The organism is Methanolobus sp., assembly GCF_016278385.1.
GTDB lineage: Archaea > Halobacteriota > Methanosarcinia > Methanosarcinales > Methanosarcinaceae > Methanolobus.
On record NZ_JADQBY010000018.1, the window covers coordinates 43,821 to 64,608 of the forward strand.

The following is a 20,788-nucleotide window of genomic DNA, read 5'->3' on the forward strand; positions in this document are numbered from 1 at the left end:
TGATAAGAGAGGGATAAAAGTGTTTTCAATGCTTTTCAATGCTTTTCAATGCCCTTATATTTTTAATTCCTTTGAGAAAAACTGCCAGGAACAGAACAATACCTGCAAATACCATTGAAAAATAAGTCATTCCCAACACTGTAGTACTTACTGAAGGGACAAGACAGGCAAAATTCACTGCCAGAACCAATAATAAAGAATATCTGGCGAGATCTTTTACAGAATATGAATTATCTGGTAATTCTACCAGACATATATCAGATATTTCAGATTTGGAGATCACTATCAAGGGAATAGCATAGAAGAGAAGTACTGAAATATACGGAGTGAGTGTAACCGGAATCCTCTCCGGCAGGAAAAGCACGAATGTTACGATATACAGGACAATCAAATAGATAACTATCAACCGGAGATACACTTTTTTGAAATGTAACGACATTATATCCCGGTCTTTTGAGACCCTGTATACTAAAAAGACAAGAAGCAAAGTACCTAAAACTGAAATATTTGCAGATATGAAATTAAAAGAATTTCCATTCGCAATGAAGGTACTAAACAGTAGAATGCATACAAAGAGAATAGATGAACTCTTGCGTGTTTTTCGCAAATAGTCTGCATGCCCGGGAAATATTTTCCCGGTAAGTACCTGGAAGACAAGGATTGGAACTATGAAAGACATAATCGGATGCCATAATAAAGAGAGAACTGAAAACTCAGCCAGCCCCACACCAAATATAGTACCAAGTCCGGGACCTGCAGAATCCATGTAACCTGCCCAGAGGACTTTAGTCACCCATGCCTCATACAGGGCAAAGATGATACCGAACAGATATAACTGATGAATGTTGGTCTTTTTGTATTCAATTGCAATCCATAAGAAAAATAGTACATGGAACAGGTAAAGCGGGAATATGATAAGGATACCCCATAAATCAAGAAACCACATGTTGGAAGCTCCTGAAAATATTTCTGCAAAGAGCATTGAGAGCAAACCTATCAGGAATAAGGGATAAAGTGGGTAAAATCTTTTCATGCTTTCTTAATATACACTATACACATATAAAACAATTAACAAAAAACAGGCAACCAAATTTTAAACTACCACAAATAAATAGAAAGAAGAGGAGAGAGAAAAATCTCCTTTCAGAAAGGCACTGATTGATTATCTATTATTATGGATCGCGAAGACCTGGTGTGGTTACAGAGATTATTGCTTCCCCATCAGGCAAATTAGGAGAATCTACAAGTTTAACAATCCTTTTGTCACCTTTGGATTTACGCAAATAGAGCCTGAAAGTTGATGTGTGTCCTACTATGTGACCTCCAATTGGTCTTGTAGGATCACCGAAGAAAGCATCTGGCTTGGACATGACCTGGTTTGTGACTACGACACATGCATTATAGAGATCACCACATTTTTGCAAGCCATGAAGATGTTTATTGAGTTTTTGTTGCCTGTCAGCAAGTGTGCCCCTGCCTATATACTCGGCCCTGAAATGAGCAGTAAGGGAATCAACAATAAAAAGCTTCACTGGCATATCAGTGTCTTTTAATTCATTAGCAAGCTCCATTGCCGAATCTACAAGGAGTATCTGGTGGTTGGAATTGTAAGCACGTGCTACATGTATATGCTTGAGAAACTCTTCAGAGTCGTATTCCTGACCATATATTTCGGACAGGCCATCTACCATCTGTTTTATCCTCTCAGGCCTGAAGGTGTTCTCAGTGTCAATAATAATGACAGAGCCACTAAGTCCGCCCTGTTCCCTTGGCAACTGCACATTTACAGCAAGCTGATGTGCAACCTGTGTTTTGCCAGAACCAAATTCACCATAGAGTTCAGTAATTGCCTGAGTGTCTATGCCACCGCCCATCATTTCATTGAATTCGATACAACCTGTGCTTAGCTTACCCACAAGTTTCCTGCGCTCTAACACGATATCACCCGTCTCAAAACCTCCTATATCAGCAGACTGGCGGGCTGCAAGGATTATCTTTGAAGCAGTAGATTCGCCTATTTCAGCTGCAGTTGCAAGTTCTGCCGGAGAGGAAACGGCAATTGCCTCAATCGTCGTAAATCCTGCGTCTTTCAATTTCTGCGCGGTTGCCGGACCAACATGATCCAGATCTTCCAATAACACTTCTGACATTTATCTTAACTCCTGGGTGCACATGTTTTCTTCTGGTGCACAGTTCGATTATCTAATTGATTTGTGAGTATATATACCTAAAGAGAGCAGGGTGAAAGTATTATTTATAACACAAGACTTATCATCGAAAGCACATATTAAGGAGCAATGGCCAGAGTAGTAGTAGGCGGAACATTCGAATGCCTCCATGACGGACACAAGAAACTTTTAAAAAAAGCATTTGAGCTTGCTGAAAATGGAGAAGTGGACATCGGCCTGACATCCGATGAGATGGCAAACAAACGTCCGCGTAATGTCCCAGACTATGAAACCCGAAAAGAGAGACTACTTGAATACATTGATAAGATAACAAAAGGTCAGGAATATACAATTATAGAACTCAATGACCCCTATGGAAAAACACTTGTCCAGAATTATGACTACATAGTGGTTTCTCCTGAGACATATCCTGTTGCATTAAAGATCAACAAACTCAGGAATGAGAAGAGTATGAAGGAGATAAAAGTTATCAAAGTAGAATATGTACTTGCAGATGATAAAAAGCCAATCTCATCAACCAGAATTGCCCGTGGGGAAATAGATATTCACGGACATTTAAAATTCCATCCCGAAACATAATTTTATAAACTATTTTTTACAACTAAGGTCCATGGGCAGAATATTCAACGATATGGACAATCAGATATTCAGTAAGCTTGCACCGGAACTTAGCGGAAATACTATGTCAAAGGCAGGACACAACTATCCTTTTATCCTTCGACCCCTGTCACACAAAATAGCTGAGGACGGAGAAGATTTCAGAAACAGAATGAACAAACTTGACATTGAAGAGATGGAATACCTTTTCCAGCTTGCCATGGAAGGGAAAGAAGACATCAGGTCACTTGAAGAGGATGATGTCGACACCTTCCTCGAGCTTGTTGAAGAGAAGCTTTCAACTGAAAAACTGAAGGAACTCAAGGCAAAACTCGGCATGGCATAATGAAACCTGAAAAACTGCTTTTTGGAACTGCAGGGACACCAAAAAACTCAAAAAAAAGAAACAGCATTTCAGGCATTGAAAGAGTTCATGAGCTTGAACTTGGCTGCATGGAACTGGAATTTGTCCGTGGGGTCAAAATGGGTGAAGCCACTGCAGGAGATGTTCACGAGAAGGCCAAAAAAGAAGTGATTTCCCTGAGTGTACACGCCCCATATTACATCAATCTCAACTCATCCGAGCCGGAAAAAGTAGATGCCAGCATCGAAAGGATATACACCTCTGCAAGAATAGGAAGCATTTGTGGTGCAAGGAACATCGTGTTCCATCCTGCATATTACCAGAAAGATGCTCCGGAAAAGGTTTATGGCAGAGTGTTCGAACTGCTGAAAATGCTTACTTCCCAACTGGAAGACGAGGGTATCGAAGTGATCCTTCGCCCGGAAACCACTGGCAAGGGAACACAATTCGGAAGCCTTAATGAGAATGTAAGGCTTGGCTGCGAAATAGATGATGTGCTCCCCTGTATTGATTTTGCTCACCTTCATGCGAGAAGCAACGGAGCAGAAAATAGCTATGAAGAGTTCGCTTCCACACTTGAACTGGTTGAGAATGAGCTTGGAAGGGAAGGACTTGATGATATGCATATGCATGTATCAGGAATTGAATATGGTGAAAAAGGAGAGAAAAATCATCTGAATCTTAATGATTCCGACCTTGAATACATCGAACTCATGAGAGCTTTGAAGGATTTTAAAGTAAAAGGCCTTTTGATATGTGAAAGTCCGGATAATGAAGGGGATGCTCTTCTTTTAAAAAGAACTTTTGAGAGCTTATAAATGATAAGCTCCCACCATTCTTAAATGTGCAGAGCAGGCACCACACGCTCCAGCAGAGGATGAAGCAATGTGAATAGACCTATAACGACAATAACCGACCCGCTTACAAGCGGAAGTTTGTTTATCTTTGTGCTGCTCACATAACTCTCAATAAAGCCTTTTCCTTTTACAAACACCACTGACAGTGACGTGATAGCTAGCGCCAGGCCAGCACTGAATATCAGTACATAGATAAGACCATTGTATACCTGATTATTTGCAATGCTGTAAAGCAATACTGCAAGTGCTGCAGGACATGGAATAAGTCCTGTGGAAAGCCCTATTGCAATTACACTTTTCTTCGTATCGATGGCATGTTCATGAGGACGATAGAATTTCCTTAATATCCATACCCCCACTACTATCAGAATTATTCCCCCAACCACACTCATTATATCATGAGTCATATCAACATTCAATATATCTACCAGATAGATGGATGCTACACCCAATGCTAGTACAACCACGACGTGAGACACAACTATTGTGAGCCCCAGAAGAAGTGCATCTTTCATATCCGCATCCGTACCCATAACAAAAACAGCCATTATAGATTTCCCATGTCCTGGCTCGAGCGCATGCAACGCACCAAACAGAAAAGCCGATATGGCAATCAAAAAACTAAGATCTGAAGACAATACATCTGCACCAAATGATAGTAATTCCATGATATTTGACCCCTTATATAATTGAACTCCTATATGCAAATAGATATTAGTCGTTATTAGTAATACTAAATTAGGTTGACTATATAAATAGATTATGAAATAATATGTCACATTATACTACATTCGTGTTACTTTATTTATAAATAGTTCCAGATAACTTGATATACAGCACATAGGACATCAATCAAAAAGATACACAGGTACAATTTAATCAGAAAACATACGTCTTCAGAGATTATAAAATATTTATCAAATAATCATATCATGCATGAAAATGAAAAATCATGTAATAAATACAGAGGCATTAAATATGTAAAACGTGTGATTAATTACAACATTTATGTTACAAAACAATAATTAGTTAAATGTAAAGGTATTTTGGATAGGGAGACGTCACCTTGCTGACTGGATGCATTCCGGACTAAAAAAGCTAAATGATCATTTAAGCTCCCACACAATCAACATGATCCTTCGCTTTCACCCTTTCCAGAGTCACCGTTCACAACCCCTACATGAAGGTTTATGCCACTCTTTTCGATATACCCATTTATCCTATCAAGAGCATGGTCCACCATGCCACCGTGTGTAAGTATAAGACAACGTTGACCTGAAAGCGCATTTAAGATTGATCTGTCAATAACACCTGAAGTCACATCAAGATAGATCTCATCTCTTTCAGCAACTATCTTGCTTTTCTTGCCCATGGCACCAACACACTCAACACCATCCCTTTTCATGATATTCAAAAGTTCTTCATTGTCATACCTGGAAGTATCATAAATCCCTATAGAACCTGCCCTCAAGGCCTTCCTGCCCATTTCGACTATTGCAAGGCCATCATTATGAATATGGAGGACTTTGCAATTTGCTGCTTCGTACATGGAATCCTGAGCAAACTCACCGTAAAGGATTCCCATGTTTATGGTTTCGCCTTCCTTTACCTCAGGCGGGACATCAACCCACATCAGATTTTGTGGCCTTAAGGTGTGCACAAGATCTGGAATATCACGAGGGGGCCTTGAAGCGCGAGCAATCCCCCTTTTTCGAATCTCATCGTATATCTCAAGAGTAATCGGTCTTTTAAGGTATGCCTCCTTGAGCTTCTCAGTCTGCCTGAATATTTCTTCGGGCGTTCCTTCACTGATAACCTTGCGGTCATTCATAAGGAAAACATAATCCGCCCACCCGTATGCGAGATCAACATCGTGGGTTGAAATGATAATAGTTTTACCGAAGTAGTTCAATTCGTTAAGGAGATCCATTACCTCATCAGCACCAACTGGATCCAGATTAGAAAGTGGTTCATCAAGAACTATAACCTCAGGATCCATGGCTACTACGCCTGCTATGGCAACCCTCTTTTTCTGTCCGCCACTTAAATGATGAGGAGGCTTATCTTTTATGTGAGTCAAACCCACATATTCCAGAGTATCGTGGACTATCTTTGCAACCTTATCTTTTGGATAATCAAGATTGGTAGGACCAAATGCAACATCCTGATAAATAGTTGGTGCAAATATCTGATCATCCGAATTCTGGAAAACAATACCTACGCTTTTCCTTATTTCCCGGAGAGACTTTGAATCGTATTTCAGAGGTTTACCATGGAAGAACACCTCTCCTTTCTGTGGACGATGAGTACCATTAAGTGCCATGAAGAGAGTAGATTTCCCCGAACCATTACGACCAACGAAGGCTATTTTCTTTCCCTTCCCAATATTTATATTGATGCCCTCAAGAGCCAGAGTACCATCAGGATAAGAGTAGCTGAGATCTTTTGTTTCTAAAATATCCACCATTTCACCTCAAATAAATGACATTCCCCTTGTAAAATAGAAGACTGTAAGCACAATCGCAAAATATACCCCGGTCAACAATAATTCAGGCATCTTCACAGGCCTTTTTTCATCATACATTATTAATTTACCGTCATAACACCTTGAATTCATGGACAGGTAGAGTTTTTCACCTTGCTCCCAGGATCTTATGAAAAGATTGGCACCGAGCATCACCATAGACCTGAATGATGTTTTGAAATCATGATACCCAAGGCGGACTGTCTGTGCATATTTAATTCCCATTGCAACATCAAGGAAGACAAAAATATAGCGATACATCATCATTGAGATTTCTACAAAAGAATCGGGCAGTTTTGCCGTCTTTAGAACCGAGAACAATTCTATCATTGGTGTTGTCAGTGACAGGAAGAACAGGCAAGACATACCACCAATTGTTCTTGCAAGAATTAGCAGAGCCATGTTCAGACCCTGTGAACTCACACCAAGCGTATATCCGAAAACATCAAACTCGAAAAGATTGCCACCTTCTCCAAAAAAGAAGGCAATAATGACAATACTCACAAGTACAAAACCTGCAGGGACTGCCAATATCTTAAAATAGAATTTTGCAGGGATCTTTCCGAAATTAATGGTTGCAAAACTCATACACAATGCTATAGTAAATGGAACAAGAGGTGATGAAGATGAGACACCTGCCAGGATTCCAAAACCTACAATAGCTAATTTGAGCCAGTTATTCTTGGATCTCAATGGACTTAATATTGCATAATCATCCAGAATGTATGTCATTTTTCAACCACGTTATTAAATGTAATATTAAATAAATTTAACTTTATTTAATGTTGATTACAATTGTTAGGAAATAAGAGACGATACTTTATACATAAACATGTCGTTATAAACCGTAATCAATAAGAACTATATTTATCCAATCAAATGAAATATCGGACTTGTTTATTAATTCCTGAAATCTATTCTTTTGGAAAGAATAAGAAAAATTAATTGATTTACAACAAACAATACAAAAAAGAAGAGAAAAATGGAGACGATCATGTCCATCGGGACACACGTTATTTATTGCTCTCACCCTTTCCCCTATAATATCCAATTGTGTACCCTATTACAATTGCACCAAATGCAGCCTGAAGTGCGAAGAGCAGACTTTCGGTTTCTCCGCCAGGAGGCTCAAAGAGATACTTTTGAAACCATGGTTCTGCAGGCTCATAACCAGGAGAAATCTCTGAAACCAAATCACCAGCTGCACCGTCTGCACCACCAAATTCAGAGTCAGGGTTTGCTAACACCCCATAGAAGAACTGACCAGCGAAAAGTAACACAATAACAGCTACAATGTACTCAAGTTTCACTGCATTGCCTCCTTGAGTTTTGTAACTGCTGTAGTAGTAAGGACATTAAGGTCGACCAGTACATCACTTTTGATCTGAACTACATATTTCATGATAAGTGCTGTAAGGGCACCTTCCAGTATTGCAAGTGGCACCTGTGTTGTTGCAAATATTCCAGCGAATGCAGCGAATGACGCCAATACACCACCACTCGCCGAAGGGAAGGCCAGCGCCAGTTGCAGAGAAGTTACAACATAAGTCACCCAATCTGCAATTGCAGTTGCAAGAAAAACATTCAAGTAAAAGTTCATTCCTGCTTTGGATGCTGCTTTATAGAACAGATAAGCAACCAAAGGACCAATTACTGCCATAGATGCAGCATTTGCACCAAGGGTTGTTATACCACCATGTGCGAGGAAAATTGCCTGATAGATAAGAACGATTACACCTAGAACAGCCGTGATTGCCGGTCCAAATAGAATGGCTGCCATTCCGGTCCCGGTAGGATGAGAAGAACTTCCGGTAACGGAAGGAAGTTTCAAGGATGAAAGAACGAATATAAATGCTCCGGCTACTGCCAGCAGAGGTACAACCTCTCGCCTTTCACTTACAAGTTTATTCATCTTATACATACCATACAATATCACAGGAATAGATATTGCAAACCATGCCTGCCACCAGGGAGATGGTAGAAAGCCCTCAAATATATGCATTAATTGTCACCTTCCATTTTTGTTCACCATACACAATCAATTAGAGTACCAGTTGAAATCAACCAAATTTGTTTTATATACTGGATGTAATATGTTATGGTACATAAATATAACGATTCATGATTTGGATTACTATCATTTACATGATAGATAACAAACGTACAATTAATGCGAAAGACACATATGAATATAGACAAAGTGATATCACTCAAGACGAATTGAATAAACTGAATGAATGGCAAACAGACATAAACAGAATAAGTTGTTCTATTACATAAAAATAAAATTCAATTGAAAAAATGTCTACCGCACAATAACAATACAATACATATTTGAATGATTTTCAGGTGGTTCCAACACGGTACCGCATATTACACGCTCATGAGGATAACCGATGTCTTCGTAGATACAGATACGGGCGTCAACATTCATGTCCTGGAGAAACGCTGCAACTTCTACCGGGCCAAAACTGTCAGCAGGCAACAGAAAAATGTTTTTGCCCAGACCAATTTCCCTGATAAGAGCTTCTTTTGCAGGAGCAGGATCCCTTCCATGTGCCGTTATAAGAGCCAGATTTGACATCTCCACATGGAAACGCGCACATGCGGCCTGTATTGAAGATACGCCAGTAACAACCCGATCATTTTCAGTGGCAAACTTACCAAGACCGGAGAACATTGGATCCCCTGTAGATAAAATAACAGCATCCTCAGGTAAAAGATGAAGGCTCTTGTAATCCTTGATCAGATGAGTCTCGCATTTGATGAACTCTTCAGCAAGTTCAATGGAGCGTTTGGAACCATAAACAACAGGAGCATTACTGATAACTTCTATTGCTTCCTGGGTGAGCATTTTAGGCCCAACACCGACACCCACTATAATCATATTTATTCCCCGCTGTCCATCAACACGGTACCATCCCTGTCAACAACAACGATACGGGCACCATTACCTTTTTCCACAGACATGTCAAATGCCTGTTTAAGGAGCTCATTCTGAGGATCAAGATCAAGCATCTCAACAACTGTGGCAAAACCGCTATCCTTTAACATGTCAGGGTTACCCCATTTAAGCACAAGGCCGGGAAGTCCGCAAATAACCACATCTCCATGAGCTGCAGAGAGAGCTTCGGAGATACGGCTTCCGGCAAGTACAACAGTGTGATTAGGGAAAAGCATGGTAGAATATCTGATACCGATCCTTCCGGTTGTAAGCACTACCTTGTCAGAACATCTGATGAGATCTCCTTTCATTTCACCCAGGTGATCATTCCAAGGCTCCACAAATCCGGTTGTTCCAAGAATAGATATTCCATCTATGACACCAATACGACTGTTCAGCGTCTGCTTTGCAATTTCCTTGCCACGTGGCAGATAAATAGTAACTTCAGCCCCCTTCAAACCAAGTTCTTCAACAGCTTCGGCAATAGATGCCTTTATTTGTTCCATTGGCCGTGGGTTTATAGCAGGATGTCCTTTTTTAGATTCAAGGCCGCTACGGGTGACAATTCCTATACCTTCGCCTGCGTAAACAGTAATGCCTTCTGCCTCTCTGGCATCGGCGACAAACTCAAGACCCCTGGTAATATCAGATTCGTGATCGTTATTCATTTTCACTGCAACAGCGTGTCCTTTACTGCCCTTGACATCCAGTTCTGCACGAAGGCCTACCGGTGTTGGTACAGAAACATGTGTCACCTCTCCTGCAAGAGATAGAACTGATGCTTTTGCAGCCAGAGCTGCAGTGGTCCCGGTAGTATACCCTCTTTTTAGCACAGAACCATCACTTAAAACTACAAGAGTTCCATTTTTTATACTTTCTTCCAGCTCTTCACGTTGCATTTTAGAGCGATCCAGCCATTCTTCTGGGATCTTGGATTTATTTACCGGGTCGATCATCTCAGGTCAATTGTAATTAATACTTTTAAAATCTACCGACTCTACCCAGTCCTTTTGAAGAGCTTTGCCAGTTCATCCTTCGTAAAAGAAATCATTGCCGGACGACCATGCGGGCATGTATAGGGATTACTGCAGCGCATTAACTGGCGTATGAGGTCTTCCATCTGTTTAGTGTTGCACACAGCACCTGCCTTGATGGCTGCCCTGCATGCCATTGTACTGCAAAGAAGATCATATCTCTCAGTATCCTCCTTCACCCTGCCCACGGACAGAAGATCTGAGATGATATCATGAATGACATCCGTATCCTCAAGCTTCCCGAAGATACTTGGAACCGTAGTCACCACATAACTCTTAGGACCAAATTCCGATACAGAAAAACCCATCTCTTCCAGTTGAGGAATGAATTCCTCAATAATTGCTTTCTCCTTCTGGCTTAAGTCAAGTGTTACAGGCGTGATAAGCTCCTGCCAGCCCATATCCCGAACCTTCAGCACCTGCTCATACATTACCCGCTCATGTGCAGCATGCTGGTCAATAAGTATAAGCTTGCCATCCATTTCACATATTATGTAAAGATCGGCATATTGCCCGTAAACCTTCACATTCAACGGACTGAAAGATGCATTTAATTCTGCTACTTCATCTGACGTAACAATCATCTGCAGCCTCTCACTTCTTTTCAGACGGCGCTGGGTGTCTTTTGCAGGGTAGTGATAAGGTTCTTTCTCTTCTTTTATAACATTTGGTCTTGATCTTTCAATCTGTGCTGAATCTGGAATTATGATTGGAGCAGCAGTTTCCGAATTAAGACCCGGTTGATCGTCATTGGAATAAGGAATAATTAGAACTGATTCATGTGAATCAGCCAATCCAACCGATTCAAGAGCTTCTGTAGGCTCAGCCAGTTTTACTGACTCAGTTGCTTTGTAAGCATTTGATTTTTCCGAAGAGGAGGTGTCTTTTTCGGACTTCGGAGTATACAACTGTGACTGGACAGGAACATCTTTCTTCTTCAACTGCACTTCAGGAACAAGTGACCCCCTAGCAAGGGCTTTCTCTACAGCCGATACGATTATGACACTAATCTCTTTCTCGTGACTCAGCCTAACTTCCCTTTTTGCAGGATGCACGTTTACATCCACATTTAGAGGGTCAATATTGAAATTAAGAAAAGCTGCAGGATAGCGACCCTTAGGAAGCAGGGTGTAGTATCCAAGCCTGACAGCATTGCTGATCTGATTGGAAAAAATAGACCTTCCATTTATGAAAAAAACCTGAAGGTCCTTTCCACTCCTTGTGAGTTCAGGCTTTGAGATATAACCGGATATAGTAAGCAGGTCAGACTCGTATTCCAGGGGAACAAGGGAACGTGCAACATCAGCACCATAAAGGTGAACGATGCTGTCCAGCATTTTAGCCGATGAAGGTGACCTTAGAGTAACCTTGCCATCTATAAGAAGAGTGAATGAAACATCTGGGTGGGAAAGACAGTTTCGTGAAACAACATCAACAATGTGTGCAAGCTCCGTCCGTGTACTCTTTAGATATTTCTTGCGGGCAGGTGTGCTGTAGAACAGATCGTTGACAAGTATGCTTGTACCCACAGCCGTACCTGCGGAAGTTATACTCCTGATACCACTGCTGTCAACAACAACTTTGGTTCCCTCGATGCTGTCCTCCTGACGAGTGATAAGCTCCACCCTCGCAACTGAAGCAATGGACGCCAGAGCCTCCCCCCTAAACCCCATCGTGAGGATACGGTCGAGGTCCTCGATAGTGTTTATTTTGCTGGTGGCATGTTTCTTAAAGGCAAAGGAAGCATCCGTATGGCTCATTCCGATACCATTGTCCACGACCAGAATACTTTTCGTGCCATACCCCCCTATTTCCACTCGAACTTCGGATGCATACCCATCAAGGGAGTTCTCAATAAGCTCCTTTACCACGGAAGCCGGACGCTCAATCACTTCACCCGCTGCTATTTTATTGATGGTGGACTCATCCAGCAATTTTATTCTGGAACCTTTGATATCACATGCTTTATCCGTCATTTTTCACTTCCTGTCCACAATAAGTATATTTATGCGCTCTGACCTTTCAAAGCGAAAATATCTGGTTGTTAGTATTTTTGTGTTTGCATTAGAAACATTTCTTTTAATGCATCCTCAAGCCAAGTCCCACTAAAGATTAAGAAGAATCTATGCCCAACACAATTATAAATATTCATGCTATTAGAGGCAACATAAAATTAGAAGGTTCACGATGGATAATCCTGAAAAACTAAAAAACATTGTACCTTTGTTAGCTCTTTTGACAGCCTTTCCAGCTTTTTCCACAGATATGATACTGCCTGCGATTCCATCCCTTGCCCGAATGTGGAATGAGCCACTGGCAGTGGTCAATTTGATCCTCATTTGTTTTTTCATTACTTACGGGTTCTTCCTGCTTTTCTACGGGCCGATTTCAGACAGGTACGGACGCAAGAAACCATTGATAGTCGGTATTTCACTGTACATATTTGCCAGTTTACTCTGCGCCATGGCTGACAGTGCAGCCACATTGATAGCATTTCGTATACTACAAGCTGCAGGTGCTGCCGCCAGTGCATCCCTTTCAATGGCCATGACAAAAGACATATTTTCAGGAATGGAAAGACAGAGGATACTTGCCTATATAGCCATAATTATGGCGCTTGCCCCCATGTTTGCTCCAATCATAGGAGGATGGCTATTAACATACCTTACATGGCACTGGATATTCGTTGCCCAGGGAATAATGGGTGCCATAGGCCTTCTGGGTGTCCTCAAAAAACCGGAAACATTGAAACAAAATTCAGAAACACCCCTGTCAAAGGTTATGCATTCTTATGGCAATCTATTACTTAACAAGAATTATGTAATAATGGTCCTTGTGATGTCTGTGAGCCTTTTACCGTTATACAGTTTCATTGCCGGCTCTTCAGCCATTTACATCAATGTATTTGGCCTGAACGAACAGAATTTCAGCTACTTCTTCGCCTTCAATGCCCTGGCCCTGATGGCAGGATCAATGTCATGCCTGAAACTTACAGACAGAATGAACTCCAAACACCTGATGACTGCCGGTTTTACAGGAATAACACTTGGAGCGGTACTTATTCTCATAATTGGTCAGCGCGGACCCTGGAGCTTTGCAATTCCCATGGCATTGATAACGTATTCCATAGGAATCAGCAGACCTCCGAGTAACCACCTGGTACTTGAACAGGTACACAAAGATGCAGGCTCTGCTTCGTCTTTATTGATATTCACCTACTTCACACTTGGAGCTGTTGGAATGTGGATCGTGTCTCAGGAATGGATGGAGCGCATGCAGATTTTAGGAAGTATCACTTTGCTTTGCGGTGCTCTGACCCTGGTTGCCTGGATGATATTACAAAAGAAGGTCATTGGCACAGGTCAATAGAGTGTAAGTGAAAAATGAAATAAAAAAATGAATGAGCACGGGATGCTCTCTCGCGCTTATCGTTCTTCTTCCAGAAGCCTGTTTTTTAACTGGCTGAGTCTGTTGAGTGCTTCAAGCGGTGTCATTGAATTCAAATCCATCTCCTTTAATTCCCCTATTACAGGATGAGGAGCTGTTTCACCATATGACGCGTCCTGATCGAACAGTATCACCTGAGTATACTTGGCATTGCTGCGTGGCTTTTTCCTGCCACCCTTGCGATCATCCTCACTGATCATACACTCGTTTTCAATATCCTCAAGGATCTCCTTTGCCCGTGTGGTGACAGCATGCGGAACACCAGCTATCCTCGCAACATGGATACCGTAACTCCGGTCCGTCGCACCCGGCACGATCTTGCGCAGGAAGACAAGGTCATCACCTTCTTCCTTTACAGCAATGTGGTAATTTCTTACTCTCTTAAGATTGCCTGCAACTTCAGTGAGTTGATGGTAGTGCGTGGCGAAAAGTGATCTTACACCTACACGGCCTTTGTTGTGGATATATTCCACCACAGCCTTGGCGATACTGTAACCGTCATAGGTACTCGTACCCCTGCCAATCTCATCCAGCAGCACCAGACTTTTCGGGGTTGCGTTATTCAGGATGTTTGCAAGTTCCACCATCTCAACCATGAAAGTACTCTGTCCGCTAGCGAGATCATCGAAAGCACCAACCCTTGTGAACACCCTGTCCACAATACCGATAGAAGCATGGGAAGCAGGCACGAAGGAACCTGCCTGTGCCATTATGACTATCATGGCTATCTGTCTCATGTAAGTGGATTTACCGGCCATGTTTGGTCCGGTTATAAGCTGGAACTGGTTCTCGCTGCAATCCATTTCTGTATCATTGGGAACAAAACCTCCGGGAACAGTATTCTCCACAACAGGGTGCCTGCCATCCCTGATAAGGAGCCTGCAATCAGGAGTGATAGCTGGCCTTACGTAATTGTTATTAGCAGCCACTTCGGCAAGGTTTGTCATTACATCCAGCATCCCAATGAATCCTGCTGTCTCCTGCAATTGTTTTGAGTATAATGCAACAGTTGAATTGATATCGCAGAGCAACTCATATTCAAGAGCTGTCATTTTCTCATCAGCGGAAAGGATGGCACTTTCACGCTCCTTGAGTTCAGGAGTGTAGAACCGCTCGGCATTGGTCATTGTCTGCTTCCTGATATAATCATCAGGAACCTGGGAAATGTTAGCCTTTGTTACCTCAAGATAATATCCGAAAACCTTGTTGTAACCGACCTTCATGGACTTGATCCCAGTCCTTTCCCTTTCCTTCTGCTGGAATCTGGCAATCCATTGCTTTCCGTTCTTTGAAAGGTCGAACAGCTCATCTAACTGCTCATTGTAGCCGGGTTTAATCATTCCCCCATCCCTCACACTGAGAGGCGGTTCTTCCACAATGGCACTGTCAATCAGTTTGGCAAGATCGTTAAGTTCCCCGAAAGAAGAGAGCTGTGATACGATGCTCTCTAGCAAATCCACATCTTTGCATTCCCGGAGAGATTCAAGTAAAAGTGGAACAGCTTCAAGTGACTTTTTCAAAGCCACAAGATCCCTTGCATTGGAATTACCATACATTACCCTTCCAACAAGCCGTTCCATGTCCTTTACATAAGATAGATGAGCACGGATATCAAAGCGAACGAGGGTGTTGTCCTGAAGCCATGCGACAGAGTCCAGGCGACCATTGATAGCATCTGCCGAGACCAGCGGCTTCAGGAGCCATTTCTGAAGTTGCCTCCTCCCCATTGGAGTCTTTGTCTCATCAAGCACTCCAATCAGAGAAGAATCATTTCCTTCACCCCTTACATTCCTGACAATCTCAAGATTCCTCAAAGTGATGGCGTCTAGCACCATGAACTCAGAATCAAAATATGTGTGAAGAGATTGCACTTGCGATAGTTCCCTCATCTGGGTATCCATTGCATAACGCAATGCTGCTCCTGCAGAAGACACTGCACACGGGAGTTCACTGCATCCCATGCCTTCCAGAGTTGATACTTTGAAGTGTTCACTGAGCACTTTTTCAGCCCTTTCGGAATCAAAAGCATCCCCTTCAAACTCATGAATGATGATCCTCAGTTCCTTCAGGCGCTCTGTGAGAGTGGAATCAGCAAGCAAGGAACGTGGCATGATGCATTCTGATGGCCTCATACGTGCTGCCTCACTGGCAATTCTATTATACGGAGCGATGTCTGTGAACTGTGTGGTCAGGAATTCACCGGTGGAAATATCCAAAAATGAGATACCGTATTCATCTTTTTCCCCATACAATGCCATAAGATAGTTGTTAGAGGAATCAGAGAACATGGAAGAATCCATCGCGGTACCCGGTGTGACTACACGTACAACCCCTCTTTTCACTACACCCTTGGCCTTTTTTGGGTCCTCGAGCTGCTCACATATAGCGACCTTATAGCCCTTTTTGATAAGCCGGGGAAGATAAGTATCAATTGCATGATATGGGATACCGGCAAGTGGCATTTTTTCCCCGTCCTTACTCTTTCCACGAGTGGTCAGGGTGATCTCAAGCTCCTTTGCGATGGTCTTTGCATCATCTCCAAAGGACTCATAAAAATCCCCCATCCTGAAAAATATGAGGGCGTCCTTATGCTCTTCCTTGGCTGCATAGAACTGCTGCATGGCAGGTGTTATCTTTTCCATAGTGACTCACACAAAATTAGTATTCCAAATTATCTGGCTGTTAGTATTTTTGTGTTTGCATTGGAAGAAATCGTAAAATATATTCCATAATAATTTTAAGCATAGTGTTCCCACCTTTCTGGAACTCATAGTTCACCTTTTCTTCACGGACAGTGAATCCACAGGACTACAGATGACCAATCACTTCATCAAGATGTATGGATTCCCTTGAATTCAGGTCGATCAGAGGGAATATTCTCACTTCACCTGCAACCCTCAAAAGCTCATCAATAACTTGAATATTAAAATCAAAGGAAAGCTGTTCTGAGTTCAAAAACAGCAGGTGTGATACCAGCGCCATCTCAAAGGATTTGTCTGCAAGCGGTAGCTCAGGAAGTCCAGCTGCAACATAACGGCCCTGCTTTTTGCCTTCCTCAAAGTCGTCAAGAAACATATTCATTGAATTCATACGAATTTTTCCTAATTCCTCAACAGAAGTAATGTTTTTCCAGACAAATTCATCCTTGTTAGCCTTTGTCTGTCCCAGTACTTCAACATAAGTTTCATTAATTCTTTTCCGTATAGTTTCCCTGTCCAGATCATAAATAGAATCAACTGAAACAACCGACTTTTCCTGGATGTTCATCTCACAGTTAAAGCTTGCAGGACCATCACCACAGCCAAGGATTGATCTGCCCATATCTTCAGCTTTGAGCTTGAACATATCAACATACTCATGGAAAGAGCGACCCCAGGGAACAACATTCTGGTACTAGACCGACATATATTATTGCATTAATTTTGAAAACGATAAAGATGTTTCAATTGTGTTTTTAAATTGTTGCATACCAATCGTTGCATATAGATCCGGATGGAACTCATTTTGCTTTTTGCACCAACGCATATCCCATACCTATAGTGTAAATTGGCATGGCAAGATACCTCATTCCGATATCCTTAAAGTACTCGACAACAGTCATCTGGAAAAATCCACCGAATACCATTGACAGGTCCAATGCAAAATTGATTACCAGCCATATAACTCCAAGAAGGATAGCATCGTTGACATAATCTATTTCAACATCCCTGAAATATCTCACAGCAAGAACTACGCCAACAAGTGCACCTGTTACTACCATAATTGATTTAAAAAAGGTCTCATCTATGGTGAAATTGCCCTGCCTGTCCACAAAGGCAAAGGAGACTATGAAAGGCACCAGCCACAGTATCAGTCCGAAAAGTATCATCTTCAAATATTTGTTCGTTTGAAATCCCCCTGAGAATTAAACATCAATATTTGGATTTGAATTAAATATATACTTACTGTTCTGAACTTATACCCTGCAATATTTCATAAGCAGCTTTTATTTCCTTATTGATATTAACAACACGGTTCCCGGAAGGAACAAACAACACATGGGTTCCATTAGATTCAATGGCATAATTTTTGCCTATACACTGTGCAAGAGTATCGTTCATAAATAAGCGATCACCTCCCAGAGAAAATAGCTCATTGTAACCATTTGTGGACAGAGGAGAAAGTGGCTGTAACCTAAAGATCGGAGCATTTTTCTTAAAAATCATGCCAGATAACTTGAATATATTTCCATGGGAAGTACCTGTCCCATACCCCAGGTTGCCAATCGTGATGTTCAGGTCGAATGAAATTATCGATAACCCGCTGAAAGTGCCAGTAAACACATTGTAAAGCTTCTGCTTGTTACCAAGTTTGATCTGTTCAAAATTCAGGGATGTGACAATGTCCTTTGAAGCCGGTCGAAACCCAAGTAGTCTGGCCTGTTCATTCAGGTTTTTTGATCGCTTCTTCTCATTGAGGAGAGTAAAGATAATTGCCAACAGGATGACGGTCACGACAAATCCTGCAAATCCGATTATAAAGATCAATCTGAAATCCATTTCACCACATACCTAAAACTGCCATTAAAAAATTATGATCTTAATAAGATCCTGAATTCAGAATTTGCGTCTTCCCATTCTTTGATACTTGTGTATAGCTTTGTATGGATAAAATGTGATAAATTGTAAGCCAGTCTTAGATTCTTTGAAACTATATCTGAGTCCAGATTGTCTTTTGCATGATTTCCAAATATCTCTTTAAGCCCAATGGTTAAGATCTCGACCAAATCGTGGCCCTGGCAGATATTCCACACATCTGCATTTAATGTTATCAGACCATTGATATGTGTTTTCACCACGGCATCATTCATATCCCTGTTACTTGATTTGGCCTTCAGTTCTTTGTACAACCTGTTGATATTTACAGTCAAATCTTTTGTATCAACAAATTTGTAGAAATTCAGGAATTTAAAATCAATGTTCAGATTATATTTTCTGGAGGCCCATCTAATATATCCAATAACAGTACCGCTTTCAAGCAATATTTCCCGTATCGTCCTCCCAAGTGATTGCAATTTGAAATCTGTTGCATACTCGCTAAGCATTTTTTCCAGGGCATGTGATGCCATTATCATTGTGTCTATATCATGTGAATCGGTGGTTAGCAAATTATTGCTGTATCTTTCCGGACTAATTTGGTTCACATGCCAGTAATCTGCATCCACTATCCCAAGAACACCTTTTTCCCCACTATTTTCCAGTATTGATAGAGCAGATAACAATTTATCTTTATAGACAGCATAGACAATATCACAATAGTCCCCGTCAATGATATCTGTAAATACCCTTTTGTCCGTACGTCCCTCAACGAGCAAAATAGAATTATGAGAATCCTGACGCCTCATCCTCACCTGGTTTGCAATGCGATGTGATGTAATTTGCTCTCTCACAAAAACACCTAATTCTCAACTTTTGCCTCTAATGGTACTGTCAAATCCCACCGATCCCCGATAATATCAGGAGAATGTGTTGCTATCAGCACGTCAAAACCCGCAAGATCTATCACTTTCATCAGGTCATTTAAAAACTCATTTTGCCATCCGATATGCAATGATATCTCAGGTTCATCAATTAGAATCAGAGAACCAGGTTCGATCTTGAATAAAAGCTCGTAATAGAGAACTAATTCATGTTGCTCACCGGAAGAAAGATCCCGAGGTTGGATTTCACGTTCATTTGAAGTTTTAATTACAAACCCTTTGTCCTTACTAACTGACAAGCGCTTATTCACAAACCTATTATTAATTATGCTGACAAACAGATTTAATTTAATTGTCAGGTCATTAAAAACATCCAGTTTTTTCCCTACATCCTCAATATATACTGAAAGAACGTGGGCATTTTCCTGATTTACTTCCGGAATATCAGTCAAATAATCGAATTCATAATCAGCATCCAAAACACCAATCTGAATCAGATTTTTTCTTCTTTCCTCTAATTTTGACAGATCTTGCTCAAGATCAGTGTAATCTACATCCGTTTTCTTTTTTGCCAGACGAATTGGAAAAGACCGATCTAATGATTGAGAAAGAGTTGCATATTTAGCAAGCTGTCTTTGAACCTCTTTAGACAGTTCCGATGAATAATTGCTAACTGTCTTTTTTATTGACGTTTTTGGAGTTGGATATTTTTTCCTTGAGTTACTCAGTATTATAAGCCTTTGAGTTTCTATGAAATCAACATTTATTTTCTCTTTGATATCATTAAACCAACCAACACCATTCTTTTTCTCAGGCAAACAAATATCATAACGATCCAAAACGTCCCCGGTATTCAATATTTCTCCATCTGATAAATCCAGCCACTCATTTGCTTCGATCTTCTTCAGATTTGGATAATTACGTATAATTTTGTCAAATGTTTTTGTATCTGGCATACAATCGAGCTGAATTTGAGTTGCCTCATTACCATTCAAATTAAGAATTAACTCATCCTGATTTTTGTCTTTATTATAGATTTTTTTCAGGAATAATACGTTACCATTATCGAACTCAATTAAAAACTCTTCAAATGGAACCTTGTAGAAAATATCATATTTTGTATTGAAAATAGACCTTAACATCTGCAAAATGATAGTCTTGCCGACCCCATTGGGTCCATAGATAATAGTTATTCTTTCATTAGAATTCAGTTTGATCTCATGGTCATATAGATCAAACAGTTTCTTGATCTTAATTTGTGTAATATTCATCAGTATACCATAAATCAATTGAAAACTAAGATATATAGCACTTTTCAAATCTTGGAGATCAAATTAAAAATAAGCTGAAGAGGTGTCCACCCCTTCATTTGTT

At 41.0% G+C, this 20,788-nt stretch carries 20 protein-coding genes; 4 read left to right on the plus strand and 16 right to left on the minus strand.

Annotation, left to right across the window (positions count from 1 at the left end; genetic code table 11):
* Window positions 1-25: 25 nt before the first annotated feature.
* Together QZZ23_RS08060 and radA are read right to left on the minus strand one after the other, a co-directional pair.
* Window positions 26-1,033, minus strand: coding sequence for a hypothetical protein (locus QZZ23_RS08060; protein ID WP_292468669.1), 1,008 nt, complete (start codon window positions 1,031-1,033; stop codon window positions 26-28).
* Between the two features lie 139 nt (window positions 1,034-1,172).
* A complete protein-coding gene (gene radA / locus QZZ23_RS08065; protein ID WP_292468671.1) occupies window positions 1,173-2,150 on the minus strand; it encodes a DNA repair and recombination protein RadA in 978 nt (325 codons plus the stop codon).
* Between the two features lie 147 nt (window positions 2,151-2,297).
* Here radA and QZZ23_RS08070 point away from each other — a divergent pair, with 147 nt between their 5' ends.
* The 3 genes from QZZ23_RS08070 to QZZ23_RS08080 are packed head-to-tail and all read left to right on the plus strand — an operon-like array spanning window position 2,298 to window position 3,968.
* Window positions 2,298-2,768 (plus strand): phosphopantetheine adenylyltransferase, encoded by a 471-nt coding sequence (locus tag QZZ23_RS08070; RefSeq protein WP_292468673.1) that lies wholly within the window; start codon window positions 2,298-2,300, stop codon window positions 2,766-2,768.
* 31 nt (window positions 2,769-2,799) lie between these two features.
* The gene (locus QZZ23_RS08075) at window positions 2,800-3,132 is read left to right on the plus strand and encodes a hypothetical protein (protein WP_292468675.1); all 333 of its coding nucleotides are present in this window, start codon (window positions 2,800-2,802) and stop codon (window positions 3,130-3,132) included.
* The gene (locus QZZ23_RS08080; protein WP_292468676.1) at window positions 3,132-3,968 is read left to right on the plus strand and encodes a TIM barrel protein; all 837 of its coding nucleotides are present in this window, start codon (window positions 3,132-3,134) and stop codon (window positions 3,966-3,968) included. Before QZZ23_RS08075 ends, QZZ23_RS08080 begins: the two co-directional genes overlap by 1 nt.
* 20 nt (window positions 3,969-3,988) lie before the next feature.
* Here the strand turns inward: QZZ23_RS08080 and QZZ23_RS08085 are convergent, their stop codons facing one another.
* The 8 genes from QZZ23_RS08085 to mutL all read right to left on the minus strand — a co-directional run bounded on the left by QZZ23_RS08085 (window position 3,989) and on the right by mutL (window position 12,485).
* On the minus strand, window positions 3,989-4,675 hold the full coding sequence (locus tag QZZ23_RS08085) for a sulfite exporter TauE/SafE family protein (RefSeq protein WP_292468678.1): 687 nt from the start codon (window positions 4,673-4,675) through the stop codon (window positions 3,989-3,991).
* A gap of 458 nt (window positions 4,676-5,133) precedes the next feature.
* Window positions 5,134-6,471: an ATP-binding cassette domain-containing protein gene (locus tag QZZ23_RS08090; protein ID WP_292468737.1), complete on the minus strand. Its 1,338-nt coding sequence runs from the start codon at window positions 6,469-6,471 to the stop codon at window positions 5,134-5,136.
* 9 nt (window positions 6,472-6,480) lie between these two features.
* Window positions 6,481-7,263 carry a cobalt ECF transporter T component CbiQ gene (gene cbiQ / locus QZZ23_RS08095; protein WP_292468680.1) on the minus strand — a complete coding sequence of 261 codons (783 nt, stop codon included), beginning with the start codon at window positions 7,261-7,263 and terminating at the stop codon, window positions 6,481-6,483.
* A 281-nt stretch (window positions 7,264-7,544) separates the two neighbouring features.
* Window positions 7,545-7,841, minus strand: a complete 297-nt coding sequence (locus QZZ23_RS08100; protein ID WP_292468683.1) for an energy-coupling factor ABC transporter substrate-binding protein — start codon at window positions 7,839-7,841, stop codon at window positions 7,545-7,547.
* On the minus strand, window positions 7,838-8,533 hold the full coding sequence (locus QZZ23_RS08105) for an energy-coupling factor ABC transporter permease (protein ID WP_292468684.1): 696 nt from the start codon (window positions 8,531-8,533) through the stop codon (window positions 7,838-7,840). The genes QZZ23_RS08100 and QZZ23_RS08105 overlap by 4 nt, the downstream gene beginning before the upstream one ends.
* A gap of 303 nt (window positions 8,534-8,836) precedes the next feature.
* Window positions 8,837-9,418 (minus strand): cobalt-precorrin-7 (C(5))-methyltransferase, encoded by a 582-nt coding sequence (locus QZZ23_RS08110; protein WP_292468686.1) that lies wholly within the window; start codon window positions 9,416-9,418, stop codon window positions 8,837-8,839.
* 2 nt (window positions 9,419-9,420) lie between these two features.
* Complete coding sequence (locus tag QZZ23_RS08115; RefSeq protein ID WP_292468688.1) at window positions 9,421-10,431, minus strand: cobalt-precorrin-5B (C(1))-methyltransferase; 1,011 nt, start codon at window positions 10,429-10,431, stop codon at window positions 9,421-9,423.
* Between the two features lie 41 nt (window positions 10,432-10,472).
* Window positions 10,473-12,485 (minus strand): DNA mismatch repair endonuclease MutL, encoded by a 2,013-nt coding sequence (mutL, locus tag QZZ23_RS08120; protein ID WP_292468690.1) that lies wholly within the window; start codon window positions 12,483-12,485, stop codon window positions 10,473-10,475.
* 211 nt (window positions 12,486-12,696) lie between these two features.
* Here mutL and QZZ23_RS08125 point away from each other — a divergent pair, with 211 nt between their 5' ends.
* Window positions 12,697-13,878, plus strand: coding sequence for a multidrug effflux MFS transporter (locus tag QZZ23_RS08125; protein ID WP_292468692.1), 1,182 nt, complete (start codon window positions 12,697-12,699; stop codon window positions 13,876-13,878).
* A gap of 56 nt (window positions 13,879-13,934) precedes the next feature.
* Here QZZ23_RS08125 and mutS read toward each other — a convergent pair whose 3' ends face one another.
* From mutS to QZZ23_RS08155, 6 genes are all read right to left on the minus strand, one after another.
* Window positions 13,935-16,598 (minus strand): DNA mismatch repair protein MutS, encoded by a 2,664-nt coding sequence (gene mutS, locus QZZ23_RS08130; protein WP_292468694.1) that lies wholly within the window; start codon window positions 16,596-16,598, stop codon window positions 13,935-13,937.
* Window positions 16,599-16,764: 166 nt separating this feature from the next.
* The gene (locus QZZ23_RS08135; RefSeq protein ID WP_292468696.1) at window positions 16,765-17,301 is read right to left on the minus strand and encodes an SAM-dependent methyltransferase; all 537 of its coding nucleotides are present in this window, start codon (window positions 17,299-17,301) and stop codon (window positions 16,765-16,767) included.
* A gap of 154 nt (window positions 17,302-17,455) precedes the next feature.
* Window positions 17,456-17,830 carry a hypothetical protein gene (locus QZZ23_RS08140; RefSeq protein ID WP_292468699.1) on the minus strand — a complete coding sequence of 125 codons (375 nt, stop codon included), beginning with the start codon at window positions 17,828-17,830 and terminating at the stop codon, window positions 17,456-17,458.
* 67 nt (window positions 17,831-17,897) lie between these two features.
* Window positions 17,898-18,494, minus strand: coding sequence for a hypothetical protein (locus tag QZZ23_RS08145; protein ID WP_292468701.1), 597 nt, complete (start codon window positions 18,492-18,494; stop codon window positions 17,898-17,900).
* A gap of 32 nt (window positions 18,495-18,526) precedes the next feature.
* On the minus strand, window positions 18,527-19,384 hold the full coding sequence (locus QZZ23_RS08150) for a DUF4435 domain-containing protein (protein WP_292468703.1): 858 nt from the start codon (window positions 19,382-19,384) through the stop codon (window positions 18,527-18,529).
* Between the two features lie 8 nt (window positions 19,385-19,392).
* A complete protein-coding gene (locus QZZ23_RS08155; protein WP_292468740.1) occupies window positions 19,393-20,685 on the minus strand; it encodes an AAA family ATPase in 1,293 nt (430 codons plus the stop codon).
* Window positions 20,686-20,788: the final 103 nt, after the last annotated feature.

Coding starts and splice junctions, on each gene's coding strand:
- QZZ23_RS08060 (WP_292468669.1), bottom strand. CDS start 1,033: ATGAAAAGATTTTACCCACTTTATCCCTTATTCCTGATAGGTTTGCTC.
- radA (WP_292468671.1), bottom strand. CDS start 2,150: ATGTCAGAAGTGTTATTGGAAGATCTGGATCATGTTGGTCCGGCAACC.
- QZZ23_RS08070 (WP_292468673.1), top strand. CDS start 2,298: ATGGCCAGAGTAGTAGTAGGCGGAACATTCGAATGCCTCCATGACGGA.
- QZZ23_RS08075 (WP_292468675.1), top strand. CDS start 2,800: ATGGGCAGAATATTCAACGATATGGACAATCAGATATTCAGTAAGCTT.
- QZZ23_RS08080 (WP_292468676.1), top strand. CDS start 3,132: ATGAAACCTGAAAAACTGCTTTTTGGAACTGCAGGGACACCAAAAAAC.
- QZZ23_RS08085 (WP_292468678.1), bottom strand. CDS start 4,675: ATGGAATTACTATCATTTGGTGCAGATGTATTGTCTTCAGATCTTAGT.
- cbiQ (WP_292468680.1), bottom strand. CDS start 7,263: ATGACATACATTCTGGATGATTATGCAATATTAAGTCCATTGAGATCC.
- QZZ23_RS08105 (WP_292468684.1), bottom strand. CDS start 8,533: ATGCATATATTTGAGGGCTTTCTACCATCTCCCTGGTGGCAGGCATGG.
- QZZ23_RS08110 (WP_292468686.1), bottom strand. CDS start 9,418: ATGATTATAGTGGGTGTCGGTGTTGGGCCTAAAATGCTCACCCAGGAA.
- QZZ23_RS08115 (WP_292468688.1), bottom strand. CDS start 10,431: ATGATCGACCCGGTAAATAAATCCAAGATCCCAGAAGAATGGCTGGAT.
- mutL (WP_292468690.1), bottom strand. CDS start 12,485: ATGACGGATAAAGCATGTGATATCAAAGGTTCCAGAATAAAATTGCTG.
- QZZ23_RS08125 (WP_292468692.1), top strand. CDS start 12,697: ATGGATAATCCTGAAAAACTAAAAAACATTGTACCTTTGTTAGCTCTT.
- mutS (WP_292468694.1), bottom strand. CDS start 16,598: ATGGAAAAGATAACACCTGCCATGCAGCAGTTCTATGCAGCCAAGGAA.
- QZZ23_RS08135 (WP_292468696.1), bottom strand. CDS start 17,301: ATGTTCAAGCTCAAAGCTGAAGATATGGGCAGATCAATCCTTGGCTGT.
- QZZ23_RS08145 (WP_292468701.1), bottom strand. CDS start 18,494: ATGGATTTCAGATTGATCTTTATAATCGGATTTGCAGGATTTGTCGTG.
- QZZ23_RS08155 (WP_292468740.1), bottom strand. CDS start 20,685: ATGAATATTACACAAATTAAGATCAAGAAACTGTTTGATCTATATGAC.